General features: G+C 46.5%; 17 protein-coding genes. 1 reads left to right on the top strand and 16 read right to left on the bottom strand.

Annotated elements, in window-relative coordinates:
• Positions 1–83: 83 nt before the first annotated feature.
• The 12 genes from lipA to leuS all read right to left on the bottom strand — a co-directional run bounded on the left by lipA (position 84) and on the right by leuS (position 12844).
• Positions 84–1049: a lipoyl synthase gene (gene lipA / locus vsple_RS03505; protein ID WP_255231274.1), complete on the bottom strand. Its 966-nt coding sequence runs from the start codon at positions 1047–1049 to the stop codon at positions 84–86.
• A gap of 4 nt (positions 1050–1053) precedes the next feature.
• The gene (gene lipB, locus vsple_RS03510) at positions 1054–1713 is read right to left on the bottom strand and encodes a lipoyl(octanoyl) transferase LipB (RefSeq protein WP_255231273.1); all 660 of its coding nucleotides are present in this window, start codon (positions 1711–1713) and stop codon (positions 1054–1056) included.
• A 195-nt stretch (positions 1714–1908) separates the two neighbouring features.
• Entirely contained in the window at positions 1909–2187 is a 279-nt protein-coding gene (ybeD, locus tag vsple_RS03515; RefSeq protein WP_032551473.1) for a DUF493 family protein YbeD, read from the bottom strand.
• A gap of 234 nt (positions 2188–2421) precedes the next feature.
• Positions 2422–3603: a serine hydrolase gene (locus tag vsple_RS03520; protein WP_255231272.1), complete on the bottom strand. Its 1182-nt coding sequence runs from the start codon at positions 3601–3603 to the stop codon at positions 2422–2424.
• A 90-nt stretch (positions 3604–3693) separates the two neighbouring features.
• A complete protein-coding gene (locus vsple_RS03525; RefSeq protein WP_261883115.1) occupies positions 3694–4476 on the bottom strand; it encodes a septal ring lytic transglycosylase RlpA family protein in 783 nt (260 codons plus the stop codon).
• Between the two features lie 66 nt (positions 4477–4542).
• A complete protein-coding gene (gene rodA, locus vsple_RS03530; protein WP_255231271.1) occupies positions 4543–5664 on the bottom strand; it encodes a rod shape-determining protein RodA in 1122 nt (373 codons plus the stop codon).
• Entirely contained in the window at positions 5664–7556 is a 1893-nt protein-coding gene (gene mrdA, locus vsple_RS03535; protein WP_261882691.1) for a penicillin-binding protein 2, read from the bottom strand. Before mrdA ends, rodA begins: the two co-directional genes overlap by 1 nt.
• Before the next feature lie 6 nt (positions 7557–7562).
• A complete protein-coding gene (gene rlmH, locus vsple_RS03540; RefSeq protein ID WP_032551440.1) occupies positions 7563–8033 on the bottom strand; it encodes a 23S rRNA (pseudouridine(1915)-N(3))-methyltransferase RlmH in 471 nt (156 codons plus the stop codon).
• Between the two features lie 3 nt (positions 8034–8036).
• Entirely contained in the window at positions 8037–8354 is a 318-nt protein-coding gene (gene rsfS, locus vsple_RS03545; RefSeq protein WP_032551441.1) for a ribosome silencing factor, read from the bottom strand.
• Positions 8355–8403: 49 nt separating this feature from the next.
• Complete coding sequence (holA, locus tag vsple_RS03550; RefSeq protein WP_261882692.1) at positions 8404–9429, bottom strand: DNA polymerase III subunit delta; 1026 nt, start codon at positions 9427–9429, stop codon at positions 8404–8406.
• Positions 9430–9438: 9 nt separating this feature from the next.
• Positions 9439–10059 carry an LPS-assembly lipoprotein LptE gene (locus vsple_RS03555; protein ID WP_261882693.1) on the bottom strand — a complete coding sequence of 207 codons (621 nt, stop codon included), beginning with the start codon at positions 10057–10059 and terminating at the stop codon, positions 9439–9441.
• Positions 10060–10270: 211 nt separating this feature from the next.
• Positions 10271–12844, bottom strand: coding sequence for a leucine--tRNA ligase (leuS, locus tag vsple_RS03560; RefSeq protein ID WP_261882694.1), 2574 nt, complete (start codon positions 12842–12844; stop codon positions 10271–10273).
• Between the two features lie 160 nt (positions 12845–13004).
• Here leuS and vsple_RS03565 point away from each other — a divergent pair, with 160 nt between their 5' ends.
• Positions 13005–13475, top strand: coding sequence for a zinc ribbon-containing protein (locus tag vsple_RS03565; protein WP_261882695.1), 471 nt, complete (start codon positions 13005–13007; stop codon positions 13473–13475).
• 165 nt (positions 13476–13640) lie between these two features.
• On the opposite strand, the gene lnt is transcribed toward vsple_RS03565, so the two are convergent.
• From lnt to vsple_RS03585, 4 genes are all read right to left on the bottom strand, one after another.
• The gene (gene lnt, locus vsple_RS03570) at positions 13641–15155 is read right to left on the bottom strand and encodes an apolipoprotein N-acyltransferase (RefSeq protein ID WP_261882696.1); all 1515 of its coding nucleotides are present in this window, start codon (positions 15153–15155) and stop codon (positions 13641–13643) included.
• A 32-nt stretch (positions 15156–15187) separates the two neighbouring features.
• A complete protein-coding gene (gene corC, locus vsple_RS03575) occupies positions 15188–16078 on the bottom strand; it encodes a CNNM family magnesium/cobalt transport protein CorC (protein ID WP_032551450.1) in 891 nt (296 codons plus the stop codon).
• 120 nt (positions 16079–16198) lie between these two features.
• Positions 16199–16660: an rRNA maturation RNase YbeY gene (gene ybeY, locus vsple_RS03580; RefSeq protein ID WP_032551451.1), complete on the bottom strand. Its 462-nt coding sequence runs from the start codon at positions 16658–16660 to the stop codon at positions 16199–16201.
• On the bottom strand, positions 16661–17782 hold the full coding sequence (locus vsple_RS03585; RefSeq protein WP_261882697.1) for a PhoH family protein: 1122 nt from the start codon (positions 17780–17782) through the stop codon (positions 16661–16663).
• Positions 17783–17899 lie beyond the last annotated feature (117 nt).

Here is a 17899-nt window from a genome sequence, read left to right on the forward strand (position 1 = left end):
TTTGAACGTTAAATCACAGGTATGAAAAAGGCGCATAACCATAGGGTATGCGCCTTTCAAATATAGAGAAGTTAAGTCGCGAGTTACTTAATTTCCATACCTTGTGCTTGTAGATCCGCGTGGTAAGAAGAGCGAACGAACGGGCCACACGCCGCGTGTGTAAAGCCAAGCTCTAGAGCGATCTCTTTCAGTTCATCAAACTCAGATGGTGGCACGTAACGCTCAACTGGCAAGTGGTGACGGCTAGGTGCTAGGTATTGGCCTAGAGTCAGCATTGTCACGCCATGTTCACGTAGATCTTTCAGTACCTGAATGATCTCTTCTTTTGTTTCACCAAGACCCATCATTACGCCCGACTTTGTTGGGACGTCTGGGTGCTGCTCTTTAAACTTCTTCAGTAGGTTCAATGACCACTTGTAGTTCGCACCTGGACGCGCTTTACGGTATAGGCGAGGTGCTGTCTCTAGGTTGTGGTTAAATACATCTGGCGGGTTGTCTTTTAGTAGTTCAAGCGCCACGTCCATACGACCACGGAAGTCAGGAACCAGAGTTTCGATACGAATATTTGGGTTTAGTGCACGGATCTCACGGTTACAGTCTGCAAAGTGTTTTGCACCACCATCACGCAGATCATCACGGTCAACGGAAGTAATAACCACGTACTTCAGTTTCATGTCTTGGATGGTTTTTGCTAGCTTCTGAGGCTCTTCCGCTTCAGGCGCGACTGGGCGTCCATGGGCTACGTCACAGAAAGGGCAACGACGAGTACAGATAGCACCAAGAATCATGAAGGTTGCCGTACCGTGGTTAAAACACTCAGCCAGGTTCGGACAAGACGCTTCTTCACATACCGAGTGAAGGTTGTTCTTGCGCATTGCAGATTTGATGTCTTGGATGCGCTGGCTATCAGCAGGCAGCTTGATCTTCATCCAGTCCGGCTTGCGCAGGATCTCTTTCTGCTCGGTAGGCATGTTCTTTACTGGAATCAATGCCATTTTATCGGCGTCGCGGTATTTAACGCCTTTTTCCATTTGGATTGGTTTGCTCATGATTTTATGCTTCTGCTGTAGTGTTACGGTTGGCTTGAATGTCTACTTGGTCATAACCAAGTAATTCGACAAGCTCTTGTATTAGCTGTTGCTCAACGATCTCTAGATCCGAAGGACCACCTAGTTGGCTAACTTGAGCCATTTCCATACCTTGGTAACCACAAGGGTTGATACGAAGGAATGGTGACAGGTCCATATCGACATTGAGTGCTAGCCCATGAAAAGAGCAGCCACGTCGAATACGCAGTCCTAGAGAACATATCTTTTTGCCATCGACATAAACACCCGGAGCGTCAGGTCGTGCAGCTGATTCGATATTGTATGCTTTCAGAGTGTTGATTACGAGGTTCTCGATGTGAGTAACTAGATCTCGCACTCCAAACTTTTTACGACGAATGTTGATCAAGAAGTAAGCTACCAACTGGCCCGGGCCATGATAGGTGACTTGTCCGCCGCGATCACTTTGAATGACAGGGATGTCGCCAGCATTAAGTACATGCTCTGCTTTGCCTGCTTGCCCTTGAGTGAAGACTGGGTTGTGCTCGACTAACCAAATTTGGTCAACGTCTTCTTCTGTGCGTGTATCGGTGAACTCATGCATGGCCTTCCATACGGGTTCATAATCCTGGCGACCTAATTTTTTGACGATTAGCTTATTTTGCAAAGCAGGACTCCCTCAAGGGTTAATAAAGTGAACGCATTATAAACGCGAAATTTGATTCTAACTACAGACGGACTGCAAGGTTTTTCAACTTTCTTTGTATTTCTTGAAAATTAAGTTGAATAAAAGCGGCAAAAACGGAGTGCTTAAAACAAAAACAGCGGCGTTAAGCCGCTGTGATCCTTGTGTAATCCTAGATTACAGAACCATACGTACGATATCGATCTCGCCAAGCTCTTTGTAAAGTGTTTCTACTTGCTCAATCGACGTTGCTGTAATGTTGATCGAAACAGAGTGGTAGTTACCCTTTGCACTTGGTTTCACTGTTGGGCTGTAGTCACCAGGAGCGTGGCGCTGGATCACTTCCAGTACAAGTTCAGGCAGTTCTGGCTTCGCGTAACCCATAACCTTGTAAGTAAAAGAACAAGGGAACTCTAAAAGGTCTTTAAGTTTTGCATCAGAATTGATGTTCATGATTAGCTCCAAAATGGTAGGTACTTCGCTGCTGGGCAAAATACCGAGAAAAGCGTATTCGGTCAATTGACTCGATTAATAAGAGCGGAATATTACTGGTAAATATCACCGAACTCAAGATCAACAAAAGCCGCACAGTGCGGCTTTTGTTAGCTTGTTAGGCGACCCTAAAAAGGGTTATGAGTAAATAGTTAACAGGATCATGTGATTACTGTCACTCACTGTTACTCTAAGTCCTTAGAATAAACCTTTGAACAGAAGAACTAGGTAGTCCCATAGACGGCTAAATAGGCTGCCTTGCTCGACATCTTCTAGTGCCAGTAGTGGGTATTCAGCCACGTCTTGCCCATCGATCTGATAGAAGAGTTTACCAACTTGGTCGCCCTTGCTAATCGGTGCTTCAAGTTCTTTTTCTAGAACAAAGCTCGCTTTTAGGTTCTTCGCTTGGCCGCGAGGAAGGGTTACGAATGTGTCTTCATCGACTCCTAGAGCAACTGTGTCTTTGCTGCCCATCCAAATTTTCTCTTCAACGAACGTTTCACCAGCGTTGTGTGGTGCAACTGTTTCAAAGAAGCGGAAGCCGTAGCTAAGTAGCTTTTTGCTCTCTGTTTTGCGAGCGTTAGCATTCTTGGTGCCCATTACAACAGCAACCAGGCGCATCTTACCTTCAGTTGCTGAGCTTACTAGGCTGTAACCTGCATTACTTGTGTGACCAGTTTTGATGCCATCCACATTCATGCTCTTATCCCACAACAGGCCGTTACGGTTGTATTGAGTAATGCCGTTGTAAGTGAATTTTTTCTCAGAGTAGATGCGGTACTCTTCAGGAACGTCACGAATAAGTGCTTGACCTAGTAATGCCATATCGTAAGGCGTTGAATATAGGTTCGGGTTATCGAGGCCGTGTACGTTCGCAAAGTGCGTGTCTTTCATGCCGATAGAGCTTGCCCACGCGTTCATTAGATCAACGAACGCATCCTCTGAACCAGCAATGTGTTCTGCCATGGCGACACATGCATCGTTACCCGATTGGATGATGATACCGCGGTTAAGATCTTCAACTTTTACCGTGGTACCCACTTCAACAAACATCTTTGAAGAGTCTGGGAAATTCTTCGCCCAAGCGTTTTCGCTGATTACAACGTCGTCATTAAGGTTGATGTTGCCACGTTCAAGTTCTTGACCGATAACATAGCTGGTCATCATTTTGGTCAAGCTTGCTGGGGAAAGCTGAGTGTTCATCTCTTTTTCTGCCAATACTTTGCCTGAATGGTAATCCATTAGGACAAAGCCTTTAGCAGCAATTTGTGGTGCGTCTGGAACAACGATAGGCGCGGCGAATGACGAAGAAGCTAGCGTTGCAGACAGCGCAACAGAAGTAGCAAAAATCGATTTGATAAGTTTGTTAGATTTATTCATTTTGAACGCAATTATTTAGTTAACTATCCATATCTTAACAGAATCACTATTTCAAACCAGTGCAGTGATTGTCATAAATTCCGTAAGATTCTAGCGAGTTAAGGTGTGCTTCTTTATATAAGCTGACGGGTAACCCATAAGCTTAACCTGTTCTAATTTTTCTTGAGTCAGAGCATAGTCATGAAATGGCCCAAGCATCAGTCGGTATTTGTCATCTACTGGCTGAAGAAAAGTTTTGACCGATAGTTTTCGGCTCAGTTCACTCGCGAGTTTTTCACTGCGATCTTGATGCTGGGAAGTCGCAACTTGAATAATATATTGTGGTAGTGCCGCTTTCTTCTTTTCGTCGGTTGGGATATCAACGGTTATCACTTCAATTTCGACATTAGCCGTCCCGGTACGAATCACGTCTAATTTGTATGCAGCTGCGTAGCTTAAATCAATGATGCGACCCTCATGAAAAGGGCCACGGTCATTAACGCGAACAATGGTGCTCTTATTATTGTCGGTATTGGTCACTTTCACATAGCTTGGAATTGGCAGTGTCTTGTGCGCAGCGGACATTGAGTACATGTCGTACACTTCACCATTAGAAGTCAAGTGCCCGTGAAACTTCTTGCCATACCAAGATGCTTTGCCTTTCTCTGTGAATCCTTTGCTATCGCGAACGATTTTATAGTCTGCACCACGCAGGGTGTAATCACTGTTACCCCCTAGGCTGTAAGGTTCATATTTTGGATGTGCATCTTCTAAATGCTCAACTGAAATGGGTGCATCAGGGGCGATGTCATCGTTAATGTCGTAGCGACCCGATTGTGAATCTGGTTGTGATGAACAACCGTTGATCAGCACGACTAAGCTCCCAACTAACATCAGTTGTTTGAGATGCGATGATTTGTCGGAGGTCTGTGTACCGTTGTTCATTGTGTTAATTATCACTTACGTCGCCTTTGAGAATGCTTTGCGGTGAGTGTGGATTGACATCAAAATACCAAAACCAGCCATCAATGTAACCATCGAAGTACCCCCATAACTAACAAGAGGTAGAGGTACACCTACCACGGGTAGAATGCCACTAACCATACCAATGTTTACAAAAATATAAACGAAGAAGCTTAAAACAATACTACCGCCCATCATTCGCCCAAACGCGGTTTGAGCTTGGCTTGCGAGAATCAGACCGCGGCCAATAATGAACAGATAGATAGCAAGAAGAAATAGAATACCGATCATGCCCCATTCCTCGGCAATGACCGCAAAGATAAAGTCGGTATGACGCTCCGGAATAAACTCCAGCTGAGATTGAGTCCCTTGTAGCCAACCTTTACCTGAGATACCGCCAGAGCCAATCGCAATCTTACTTTGAATAATATGGTAGCCCGCACCGAGTGGATCGGATTCTGGATCAAACAGAGTACGTACACGAACCTTTTGGTATTCGCGCATTAAGAAGAACCACAGAATTGGGATAAACGCACCCAAAGCTACCGCTGCACTCGCGATGATTTTCCAACTGATACCCGCCAAGAAAATCACGAAAATACCAGACGCCGCAATCAAGATTGACGTTCCTAAATCGGGCTGCTTGGCGATAAGAATGGTGGGTACAAATACCATTACCAATGAGATGACTAGCGTTTGAAATGTCGGGGGGAGTGAACGCTTACCAATGTAACGAGCTAGCATCAGTGGTACAGCGAGCTTAAGTAGCTCCGAAGGTTGGAAGCGAACAAATCCGAAATTCAACCAGCGCTGAGCTCCCTTGGAGGCTTCACCAAAGAACAGCACGCCGAGTAGCAATATCACACCGCCAATAAACAGCACCGGAGCCAATGTCTCATAGGTGCGCGGGGAGATCTGTGCGAGGAAGATCATTACGCCAAGTGATAACGCCATACGCATCGCTTGACGATCCATCATCGCCAAACTTTGACCGCTTGCGCTGTACATTATCAGCAACGCAAACCCCATTAATACTAAGATGCCAAGCAGAAGCGGCAAATCAATATGGAATCGCTCAAATAGGGCGCGATTTTGACCAGTAGAGAGATCGAGTTTCATTATTGTGTTGCCTTACTCTTATATTCATCGCCCAGAACAATATGGTCGAAGATTCGTCTCACAACAGGACCACCGTTTGATGAGCCACCGCCTGCGTTCTCGAGTACGATGGTCACGATTGCTTTAGGGTCATCCAACGGTGCAAAGCCAGTAAAGAGCGCGTGGTCACGTAGGTGTTCTGCGATTTCATCAGCATTGTACTCTTCATCTTCTTTCAATCCGAAGACTTGCGCAGTACCGGATTTACCGGCGGTCAGGTAAGACATACCTTGGAAAGAGCGACGAGCCGTCCCTTTACGACCGTGGTTTACCAGCTTCATGCCTTCTTTACCTATGTCCCAGAATCGCTGCTTTACACCTGTAATTGGTGGATAAGTTTCGATATCAGACAGCGATTGTGTCTCAAGTGGTTGTCCATTTTCAATGGTGGCACGCAACAGGTGCGGAGCAATGACTTCACCTTCATGTACCAATACCGATGTTGCTTTCGCTATCTGCATGGGTGTTGCTGTCCAGTAGCCTTGTCCAATACCGACAGGGATGGTATCCCCTTGATACCAAGGCACACGATGACGAGCCATTTTCCAATCACGCGTAGGCATGTTGGCTTTACTCTCTTCATGGATATCGATACCCGTGTAGTCACCAAAACCAAACATCATCATCCAGCGTGATAGGCGGTCAATGCCCATATCAAAGGCGATTTGGTAGAAGAAGGTATCCACAGATTCTTCAATTGCTTTAACGATATCAACAGTGCCGTGCCCCCAGCGTAGCCAATCACGGAAAGGTTTGGTTTTTGAGTTTGGAATCTTCCAATACCCCGGGTCGTTACGGGTAGTGTTTGGTGTGATCACACCTTCTTGCAACGCGGCTACTGCGATGAAAGGTTTAATCGTTGATGCTGGTGGGTAGATACCCAGAGTCGCTCGGTTTACGAGTGGACGGTTTTTGTCGTTGAGCAGGGCGTTGTAACCTTTGGACGAGATACCGTGCACAAAGGCATTTGGGTCATAGCTCGGGCTAGAGACCATAGCGAGTACCCCGTTGTCTTTTGGATCGAGTACAACGGCTGAGCCGCGACGTCCATCGAGTAATTTGTGTACGTAAAGTTGAAGGTCAATATCGAGGTTCAATACGATGTCTTTGCCTGGAATCGCGGGTACAAATTTTAATGTACGAATAACACGCCCACGGCTGTTAACTTCAACCTCTTGGTAGCCGGCTGTACCATGTAGTATGTCTTCGTAATAGCGCTCGATACCCAACTTACCGATGTCGCGGGTCGCTTGATAGTTCGCGTCTTTCTCTTCACGAACCAGACGTCGCATATCGCGGTCATTAATGCGTGATACGTAGCCAATCACGTGTGTCAGTACATCACCATATGGGTAAAAACGCTTGAGAGTACCTGTCACCTCGACACCTGGGAACTTGTGCTGGTTTACAGAGAATACCGCCACTTGATCTTCAGTGAGTTGGTTGAGGATAGGAACGGACTTGAAACGACGCGTATTGCGGCGATCGCGATTGAATCTTTCGACGCGCTCTGGGCTGATTTCTAAAAGTTCTTGGAGACGCTTAATGGTGTCATCCATGTCCTTAATTTTTTCAGGAGTGATCTCCAGGTCGAATACTGGACGGTTTTCCGCCAGTAATACACCATTTCGGTCATAGATTAGGCCGCGAGTCGGTGCGATAGGAACAACTTTGATACGGTTGTCGTTCGAGCGGGTTTTATAGTCTTGATATTGGTTGACCTGAATGTTGTACAGGTTGGCAACCAAAATGCCCATCATGATTACAATGCCTATAAACGCAATAAAAGCACGACTAGCAAATAGTCGTGCTTCTTCTTTGTAATCACGGATTTGGCTACGTTTACGTAACATTAACGCTTATTCTCGGTGATACGGATGATTAGCTGTAATGCTCCAAGCTCGGTACAGGCTTTCTGCCATGATAACTCGCACAAGCGGGTGCGGTAGAGTCAGAGCCGACAGAGACCAACTTTGGTCAGCCGCCGCTTTACATGCTGGAGCAAGCCCTTCTGGGCCACCAATCAGGATAGAAACATCACGTCCATCCAGTTTCCAGCTCTCTAGTTGTTCAGCTAGTTGTGGTGTATCCCATTTTCTGCCTGGGATATCGAGCGTCACAATACGGCTGCCTTTTGGGACCGCTGCTAGCATCGCTTCGCCCTCTTTTTGCAGAATGCGTGCAATGTCAGCATTTTTGCCGCGTTTGCCCGCTGGAATTTCTACCAATTCCAGTGGCATATCGTGTGGGAAGCGACGCTTATATTCTTGAAAGCCTTCCTCAACCCATTTTGGCATTTTGGTGCCAACGGCAATTAATTGGATCTTCACAGATTAGCCCCACAGCTTTTCTAGTTGGTATAGCTCGCGTTGCTCAGCTTGCATCACGTGAAGCATGCTAGTGCCCATATCTAGGACAACCCATTCGCCTTCTTGTTCCCCATCCATACCTAGCGGCTCGAGGCCGACTTTTTTCACTTCACTTGCGACATGTTCCGCGATAGAAGCGACGTGGCGCTTTGAAGTACCAGTACAAACGATCATGTAGTCTGTCACACTGGATTTACCTTCAACGTCGATGGTGATGATCGACTCTGCTTTCATGTCGTCGGCTTTATCTGCAAGAAAATCTCTTAGTTCTTCACGTAACACAGGGTGTTCCTTAAATCTTAATTTTGCGACTCAAAATCATATCACGCTTTTATGCGGGAAAGGGGATTGAAGCCGAGGGGATACAAAACTCAACACTCAATTGGTGAATGAGTGGCCAAGGTGATTGCTCATACTGGGTTTTAGAGAGCAATTCAGCTTGAGTAAGCAGTGCAAACAGAGAGTGTAACTGAGTCACTGAGACTCGTGTTAGCGCTGCGTTATAAAGGGGTTTCTTAGATTGCCAGATACGATGTTTCTCGAACACTTGTCCGATAGGCATCTGCTGCATCTGCTGTTGCATTTGAAGCAGCAGTGTTAGCTCTCGCTGAATACTACGCAAAAGAATCACGGCTTCCACACCTTCCGCCTCTAATTGGCGCAAAATACGTTGAGCTCGATTACCTTTACCTGCGAGTAGGGCATCTACCCAGTGGAAAGGGGTAAAATGATTATGACGACTTAATGACTCTTCAAGTCGAACTAAGGTCAGCTTACCATCAGGGTATTGCAGGGCTAGCTTCTCTAAGCTTTGGGTCAATGCGAACAAGTTACCTTCATGCCATTGAGCCAACATTTGCGTCGCTTCGGCGTCTGGCTGTAAACCAATTTGGCGACAGCGAGCTTGAACAAATTGAGGCAAGCGGCCAACGTCAGGGGGTAAGCAGCTTACCCAGTGACCTTGGCTTGAAAGTGCTTTAAACCACTTCGCGTTCTCTTGTGCCTTAGTTAGTTTGGTTCCGATCAACACTAACATGATGTCTTCATGCAGCTGATCTGATAGCGCCAATAGCTCTTTCGCGATAGCGGCATTTACACCAGACTCTGGCAACTCTAACTCGATCAGTTGACGGCTCGAAAACAGACTTAGGGCTTGGGTACAGTCGTAAACATCATTCCAATCTAGGCTGCTGTCGATAGCAAAGCGATGACGCTCTTCAAAGCCTTGCTCTTTAGCGGCTTTCTGAATCGACTCACGGCTTTCTTGAAGCAATAGCGGTTCGTTACCAAAGATCAAATAAACGCGGCTAAGCTGCTTATTTAATTGCTCTGATAAACGGTCTGCAAAAATACGCATCAGTTAACCTTATTGAGCAGACTCAGTTGAATCTGGAGTTACCTCAACATTTTTAATGTTGTACTGCTTCTCTAGCTCTTTAACTTGAACTTCTTCTAGGTCTTCAAGGTTCATGCTGTTCGCAGCAATGTTGGCTTTCAGGCGTGCCATTTGACGTAGGATTTGGCTTGCAGCTAGCTTGCGCATCTCATCTTCAATCATGTCGCGTTCGACCGATTTTGCGAGTGCTGTTAGCGGGTTATCTAGGTAACTACGAGTTACGCTGGTGGTAAAGGTTTTATCGCCCAGTTCAGGAATCGTCACACGATAAGAGGCATTGAAAGTCAGTTCCTTCTCAGCAGCACGTGTGTTCTGGTAGAGAGAGAGCGTACGCTCATTAACGCTTTCGCTTAGTAGGTGAAGGTTAGGCGTTTTGCTGGTTGGCGCAGCAATTTCCACGTTACTCATACGCAACTGGCTCTTCACCATACGCGTAAACGTACTGTATTGGTCGTAACTGGATACTGAGATCTTGTTCAGTTCCTCGGGTACAGAGTAGTCACCACGCAGGTGAAAACCACAGGCTGAGAGTAGGCTGACAGTTAGAACAACGAAGGTAGCTTTTAACGAAGACAGTGAAATCAGGCGCATTATTTGATGGCTCTCATAAAATGGATTACTTATTTAAAGGCTTTAAGTTTAGGGGTAACCGTGCTGGGTATTAACCAATGTAAAAGCGTTTAAATAAGTAGACAGGGTGGGGTGCACCCTGTCTATTGACTGCGAAGTGGCAATTAAGTTCTTTAATTCCTATCGCATTGTGAGTGTTTACTCAACCAATCAGTCACGATGTGACGAATGATTAGTTAGCAACGATGTTCAGTAGCTTACCCGGTACGTAAATCACTTTACGAACAGTCTTGCCGTCTGTGAACTTAGTTACGTTCTCATCGTTTAGACCTAGCGCTTCAATATCTTCTTTCGAGATATCTGCCGGTACTGTTAACTTCGCACGTAGCTTGCCGTTTACTTGAACGATGATTAGCTTCTCGTCTTCAACCAGAGCTTTCTCATCGTGTGTTGGCCATGTCGCATTATCGATGTCTTCTTGACCCAGCGCTGTCCACATTTCGTAAGAGATGTGAGGAGTGATAGGGTAAAGCATTGCAACAACTGCTTTTAGTGCTTCATCAAGGATTGCACGGTCTTGTACAGATTCTTGAGGCGCTTTAGCTAGCTTGTTCATCAGTTCCATGATAGCTGCGATAGCCGTGTTGAACGTTTGACGACGAGCGATATCGTCAGTCACTTTCGCGATTGTCTTGTGAACGTCACGACGAAGTGCTTTTTGGTCGCCAGACAGTGCCGATGCATCAACAGCTTCTGCAGCGCCTTTTGATGCGTGCTCGTTTACGAGTTTCCAAACACGTTTCAGGAAGCGGTTCGCACCTTCAACGCCAGACTCTTGCCACTCAAGAGTCATGTCTGCAGGTGATGCAAACATCATGAATAGACGAACCGTATCAGCACCGTACTTGTCTACCATCTCTTGTGGGTCAATACCGTTGTTCTTCGACTTAGACATTTTGATCATGCCCGAGTGTGTTACATCACGGCCAGCGTTATCTTTCGCTGAAGTGATACGGCCTTTACCGTCACGCTCTACAGCTACGTCAGTTGGTGCAACCCACTCTTTACCGCCTTTGTCGTTCTCGAAGTAGAACGCATCCGCTAGTACCATGCCTTGACACAGTAGCTGCTTGAACGGCTCGTCAGATGTTACGTAACCTGCGTCACGTAGCAGTTTGTGGAAGAAGCGCGAGTACAGTAGGTGCATACAAGCGTGCTCGATACCACCGATGTACTGGTCTACTGGTAGCCAGTAGTTCGCTTTTTCTGGATCTAGGATGTCGTCAGCTTGTGGTGAACAGTAACGCGCATAGTACCAAGAAGATTCCATGAACGTATCGAACGTGTCAGTCTCACGTAGAGCTGGTTCGCCGTTAAATGTTGTTTTCGCCCACTCTTTGTCAGCTTTGATTGGGCTAGTTACGCCGTCCATTACCACGTCTTCTGGAAGAATGACTGGTAGTTGGTCAGCGGGTACTGGATGAACCTCACCATCTTCAGTGGTTACCATTGGGATTGGAGCGCCCCAGTAACGTTGACGAGATACACCCCAGTCACGTAGACGGAAGTTTACTGTCTTAGTACCTTTGCCTTCTGCTTCAAGCTTGGCTGCGATTGCATCGAACGCCGCCTGGAACTCTAGGCCATCGAACTCACCTGAATCGAACAGTACGCCTTTCTCAGTGTACGCTTCTTCAGAGATGTTTAGTTCGCTGTCGTCAGCAGGCTTGATCACAGGGATGATGTCTAGGCCGTACTTAGTCGCGAATTCGTAGTCACGTTGGTCGTGTGCAGGTACTGCCATTACAGCGCCTGTACCGTAATCCATCAGTACGAAGTTAGCTACATAAACTGGCACTTCACGACCGTTCAATGGGTGAATAGCAGTAAGGCCAGTTGCCATACCTTTCTTCTCCATTGTCGCAAGTTCAGCTTCCGCTACTTTGTTGTTCTTACACTCGTCGATGAAGGCCGCTAATTCAGGGTTGTTCTCAGCTGCGATTGCCGCTAGAGGGTGACCTGCTGCAATACCTACGTAAGTCACACCCATTAGTGTGTCTGGACGTGTTGTATAAACTTCTAGGTCTTGTTGACCTTTCACTTCAAACTTGAGTTCTACACCTTCAGAGCGACCGATCCAGTTGCGCTGCATGGTTTTAACCATTTCAGGCCAACCATCTAGGTTGTCTAGATCGTCTAGTAGCTCTTGTGCGTATTCAGTGATCTTGATGAACCACTGTGGGATCTCTTTTTGCTCTACAGGCGTGTCACAACGCCAGCAGCAGCCGTCTTCAACCTGCTCGTTTGCTAGAACAGTTTGGTCGTTTGGACACCAGTTAACTGAAGAAGTCTTCTTGTACACTAGGCCTTTTTCGTAAAGCTTAGTGAAGAACTCTTGTTCCCAACGGTAGTACTCAGGCGTACAAGTTGCGAATTCACGGTTCCAGTCGTAACCAAAGCCTAGAAGTTTAAGCTGGTTCTTCATGTATTCGATGTTTTCGTAAGTCCAAGGCGCAGGTGCTGTATTGTTCTTAACCGCTGCGTTTTCTGCTGGTAGGCCGAATGCATCCCAACCGATTGGCTGCATTACGTTTTTGCCTTGTAGACGTTGGAAACGAGATACCACATCACCGATCGTGTAGTTGCGCACGTGACCCATGTGCAGTCGACCACTTGGGTATGGGAACATGGATAGACAGTAGAATTTTTCTTTATTTGGGTCTTCACTTACAACAAAGGTCTTGTTGTTATCCCAGTGCTGTTGAACTTTTTGTTCAATTTCTTGCGGATTGTATTGTTCTTGCATCGATGATGTCCGGTTATCTTGGAATTTGTGAGTCTGGTTTGATCAGACTTCAATAGATCGTCATAGAATACCTAAAGGAACGAACTACAACAATAGCTATACCTGTCATACTCTCATTATCTCGGGTATTGATTTAGGTCTGCAATCTTGAGGAGGACTTATGCCAAAGAAAAAAGCACTCTATGAAGAGCTAGTGGAAGATGTCATCGAAATACTTAAGCATAGCCCTGAAGAGATCAACAATAAGCTTGAAACGTCAGGCAAGCTTGCAAAAGCGGCGAATGATATGACGAAAGATGAGTTGTCTTTGATCTCGGCTTACGTTAAATCGGATCTGAAAGAGTTCTCTGAAAGCTATGAGGAGAGCAAAAGTGGACCGTTTTATTTGATGATTGCAGATTCCATCTGGCATGGCTTGCTGGAAATCACTGACCGCACCAAGGTCGAGTGGGTAGAGCTGTTCCAAGATCTGGAGCATCAAGGGCTCTATCAAGCAGGAGAAGTGATCGGTTTAGGTCGTCTGATTTGCGATGATTGTGGTCACCAAACGGAGTACAACCACCCAACCACCATCATTCCGTGCATCAAATGTGGCGGTAAAGGGTTTAGCCGAAAAGCGCTCAAGCCATAAAAGCTCGTAGACAGTAAATGCACTTAAACCATAGTGCTCTCTCCGACATCAACAAAAAAGGGTTGACCTATCAGGCCAACCCTAAAACGCTTTATCTCGAATCTCGAATCTCGAATCTCGAATCTCGAATCTCGAATCTCGAATCTCGAATCTCGAATCTCGACCCTAGCTTTTCTCTCTCAAACGCCAGCCAATGACTAAGCTCAATAGTACCCATACGTAGAGTGGCCACGTGCCAACAACGCGGTAAGGTGTTTGACCATCGGTAGAGATGAGCTCAGCCTTTAACACCGCTGTCTCGAACTGCGGTACTTGCTCAACGATTTTGCCTTTGTGGTCAGTTACCGCGGTCACACCGTTATTGGTAGAGCGAATAACTGGCTTACCAAGCTCTAGAGCACGCATTTGCGCGATCTCCATGTGTTGCAGTGGGCCAATTGAGCGACCAAACCACGCGTCGTTGGAGAGCGTTAAAATGAAGTCAGTCTCTTCGGTCACGTTCTGACGAACTTGATCATTAAAGATGATTTCGTAACACAGCGCTGGCGCGAGGTGACGACCATTTGCCACGATGTTTGGCTGAATGAAATCACCGCGACTAAACGACGACATTGGCAAGTTGAAGAACGGTGCCAGTGGGCGCAAGATATCTTCAAACGGCACAAACTCACCAAACGGAAGTAGGTGGTGTTTGTGGTAGCGCTCACTTGGGTCGTAGCTGTACTCGCCGTATGGGTTTACCCCAAGCGAGAGAATGCTGTTGTAGTACTTCTTCTCTTCAGACTGATTAAGCACACCAGTGATGATTGAGCTGTTATTCATCTTGGCTGCGCTATCAAGGTTGCGCAGAAATGATGGAATTTCAACTTCAAAGGCTGGAATGGCGGCCTCTGGCCAGATGATGATGTCTGCGCCCCAGTTATCGCGGCTCATGTCGGTGTATTTCATCATAGTAGGCCAGCGTTGGCTTGGTAACCATTTGGAGTCTTGGTCAACGTTGCCTTGAATGAGTACAACCGACGTGGTTTTGTCTGGATTCGGTGTCACCCAGTTGATGTTACGAATACCAAAGCCGGTACTCAATAAAACCACTGGAATCAACCCGACACTCCACGCTCTATTAATCGCAGTGTAAGCCAGTGCGCTCGCGGAAACGATAACGGCTAAGGTAATCAGTTCCACACCACCAATCGGTGCAAATGACCCAAGAGGAGACTCTATTTGGCTGTAGCCAAGCCATAGCCACGGGAAACCTGTCATAACCCAGCCGCGTAGCCAGTCTGTTACTAACCATAGGGCTGGTGCTGCAAGGAAAAAACGAGTGAGGTTATTGTTCGGGAAGAAGCGGTTGAGCGCCCATGCGAACAGACCCGTATAAACGGCGAGATATCCAATAAGCAAGCCCATTAGGAATAGGTTTGCGGCCAATGGCATGCCGCCGAAGCCGTCAATACTGACGTAAACCCAGCTGATCCCGGTAGCAAATTGACCAAAACCCCAAGCGTAGCCTGTCCACAGTGCACTTTGGGTACTTTGCTTGTGCAATAGGATTAACAGGATAGCTGGGCTAAGAATAGCGATAGGCCAGAAAGAGTAGGGAGCAAATGCAAGGGTTGTGATAGCGCCAACAAAAACGGCCGCAAGCGGCCGTAGTAGGCGATGAATAAATGGTTTAGTCATCTAAATTATGTCATCTCTTCAGAGAGAAGTTGTTATTCTTCGATAGTTGGAAGAGGTTGCTCGTCTGGGATAGTTACCTGTAATTGAATCACACGGCGGTTATCTGCAGAGGTGACTTTGAAATGGTAGTTTTCAATTTCTACGATTTCGCCGCGAGTCGGCAGGTGCCCAAAGGCTGTCATTACCATACCACCAACAGTATCCACTTCGTCGTCACTAAAGCTGGTTCCAAATGTGTCATTGAACTCTTCAATAGTGGTCAAAGCTTTTACTGAGAAGGTATGCTTGCTCAGCTTACGAATGTCTAACTCTTCTTCATCGTCGAACTCGTCTTCAATTTCACCAACGATTTCTTCGAGGATATCTTCAATGGTTACGAGACCAGATACACCGCCAAACTCATCGACAACGATAGACATGTGGTAACGCTCTTCACGGAATTCCTTGAGTAGGCGGTCAACACGCTTACTTTCTGGAACAACAACCGCAGGACGAATCACTTGCTCAATGTCGAATGGGGCGCTGTCTGAGCCCAAATACTTAAGTAGGTCCTTCGCTAAAAGAATGCCCTCTACATGGTCTTTATCTTCACTGATCACTGGGTAGCGAGAGTGTTGAGCATCAGTAATCAACGCAATCAATGTATCTAAGTCATCGGTGCGTTCAACTGTAACCATTTGAGAACGCGGCAGCATGATGTCACGCACGCGCATCTCAGAGATTTCCATTACACCCTCAAGCATGTCGCGAGTGTCGTGGTCAATTAGGTCATTAATTTCAGAGTCGCGGATTACATCTACGAGCTCTTGGCGGTCTTTTACCTCGCCTTGAAATAGTTGGCCTAGGCGTTCAAAGAAGGACTTTCTACTCGGACCTTCAGATTTTTTACTTCCCTCAGAAGTGGGGGGGTTACCTTCGTTCATGATTTCTCAAAAAATAACGCTATCAGAAGTGTGATAGCACACATAACAACTCAGATACCAATCGTGTTTCAGGGTTCATGGAGCTGCTGTTTCTCTGCAATCTATCTCTCTAGAATTCGTTTACTTTTCTAGGATGTAAGGGTCTTCGTACCCCATAGCTTGCATGATTTCTGTTTCGAGTGATTCCATCTCTTCAGCTTCATCATCTTCGATATGATCATAACCTAGCAGATGCAGACTGCCATGTACAACCATATGAGCCCAGTGTGCTAGCAGAGGCTTGTTTTGTTCTTCTGCTTCCTTTTCTACCACTTGGCGACAAATGATGAGATCACCTAAAAGATCGAGCTCAATACCCGGAGGCGCCTCGAACGGAAAAGACAGCACATTGGTTGGTTTGTCTTTTCCGCGATACTCATGATTCAGCTGGTGGCTCTCTTCCGTATCAACGATACGAATAGTCAATTCCGCATTCTCTTGGAATTGTGGAATTGTTTTGTCCAACCACTGCTGGATATCTTGTTCAGTCGGTAAGCCTTGTTCATCTTCGACTGCTAATTGCAGGTCTAGTTCAATAGACATCTATTTATCACCTTGCTGCGCAACCACAGCGCTATCTTGTGTTGCTAATGGTTTCTCTGCTGGCTGTTGAGCTTCAAGCAGTTTGGCTTCACGCTCTTCACGCTTACGACGTTCAAACTCTTTACGCTCTTTTTGGTCTTTCGCTTCCCATTTTTCATACGCGTTAACGATACGAGCAACAACTGGGTGACGAACCACGTCTTCAGACATGAAGAAGTTAAAGCTGATGTCATCGACTTCACTCAGCACTTCAGTTGCATGACGTAGGCCAGATTTCGCACCACGAGGTAAATCGATCTGGGTGATATCCCCCGTGATTACTGCACGTGAGTTGAAGCCAATACGAGTCAGGAACATCTTCATTTGTTCAACCGTGGTGTTTTGGCTTTCGTCAAGAATGATGAAGGCATCGTTCAGAGTACGACCACGCATGTACGCAAGCGGTGCAACCTCAATCACGTTACGTTCAATCAGCTTCTCAACACGTTCAAAACCTAGCATCTCGAACAGTGCATCATAAAGAGGGCGTAAATAAGGGTCGACTTTCTGGCTTAAGTCACCAGGAAGGAAACCGAGTTTCTCACCTGCTTCAACCGCAGGACGCGTTAATAGAATACGACGGATCTCTTGGCGCTCAAGTGCATCTACGGCTGCTGCCACCGCTAGGTAAGTCTTACCAGTACCTGCAGGACCAATACCAAAGCTGATGTCATGAGTCACCATGTTCATTAGGTATTGCGCTTGGTTTGGCGTACGCGGCTTAATCACGCCTTTTTTGGTCTTGATGAACACTTCTTTGCCGTGCTCAATGCTTGACTCAGTAGTTTGCTCTAGGACACCAGACTCTTTGATCGCCAAATGGATTTGCTCTGGCTCGATGTCTGGAATATTACCTTTCACCGGAGCAGATTCAACATACAGACGTTTAACGATCTCAAGCGCGGCTGCCGCAGTGTGAGGCCTGCCGACGATAGTGAAAAAGTTGCTGCGGTAGTTGATCTCAACACCTAAACGGCGCTCAAGGTGTTTAATGTTGTCATCGAATGGCCCACATAGGCTTGCAAGGCGACGATTATCTGCTGGTTCTAGATTGATCTCTAGAGTAACGATTTTATTGCTCAAATTAGCCTCTCATTTTGTGCCACCGACTCTTTTCAATCAAAAAAGAGCAAGAAGCCCGATTGAGACCGGGCTTCTAATGGCGATTTCCCTATTTCTAAGATGGTCACTTAGTTAGGT

The sequence above is a fragment of the Vibrio pelagius genome (genome assembly GCF_024347575.1).
Lineage (GTDB): Bacteria > Pseudomonadota > Gammaproteobacteria > Enterobacterales > Vibrionaceae > Vibrio > Vibrio pelagius.

Bases quoted from the DNA above. Each gene is read 5' to 3' on its own strand.
- lipA (WP_255231274.1), bottom strand. From the start codon at position 1,049: ATGAGCAAACCAATCCAAATGGAAAAAGGCGTTAAATACCGCGACGCC.
- vsple_RS03520 (WP_255231272.1), bottom strand. From the start codon at position 3,603: ATGAATAAATCTAACAAACTTATCAAATCGATTTTTGCTACTTCTGTT.
- vsple_RS03525 (WP_261883115.1), bottom strand. From the start codon at position 4,476: ATGTTAGTTGGGAGCTTAGTCGTGCTGATCAACGGTTGTTCATCACAA.
- rodA (WP_255231271.1), bottom strand. From the start codon at position 5,664: ATGAAACTCGATCTCTCTACTGGTCAAAATCGCGCCCTATTTGAGCGA.
- mrdA (WP_261882691.1), bottom strand. From the start codon at position 7,556: ATGTTACGTAAACGTAGCCAAATCCGTGATTACAAAGAAGAAGCACGA.
- holA (WP_261882692.1), bottom strand. From the start codon at position 9,429: ATGCGTATTTTTGCAGACCGTTTATCAGAGCAATTAAATAAGCAGCTT.
- vsple_RS03555 (WP_261882693.1), bottom strand. From the start codon at position 10,059: ATGCGCCTGATTTCACTGTCTTCGTTAAAAGCTACCTTCGTTGTTCTA.
- leuS (WP_261882694.1), bottom strand. From the start codon at position 12,844: ATGCAAGAACAATACAATCCGCAAGAAATTGAACAAAAAGTTCAACAG.
- vsple_RS03565 (WP_261882695.1), top strand. From the start codon at position 13,005: ATGCCAAAGAAAAAAGCACTCTATGAAGAGCTAGTGGAAGATGTCATC.
- lnt (WP_261882696.1), bottom strand. From the start codon at position 15,155: ATGACTAAACCATTTATTCATCGCCTACTACGGCCGCTTGCGGCCGTT.
- corC (WP_032551450.1), bottom strand. From the start codon at position 16,078: ATGAACGAAGGTAACCCCCCCACTTCTGAGGGAAGTAAAAAATCTGAA.
- ybeY (WP_032551451.1), bottom strand. From the start codon at position 16,660: ATGTCTATTGAACTAGACCTGCAATTAGCAGTCGAAGATGAACAAGGC.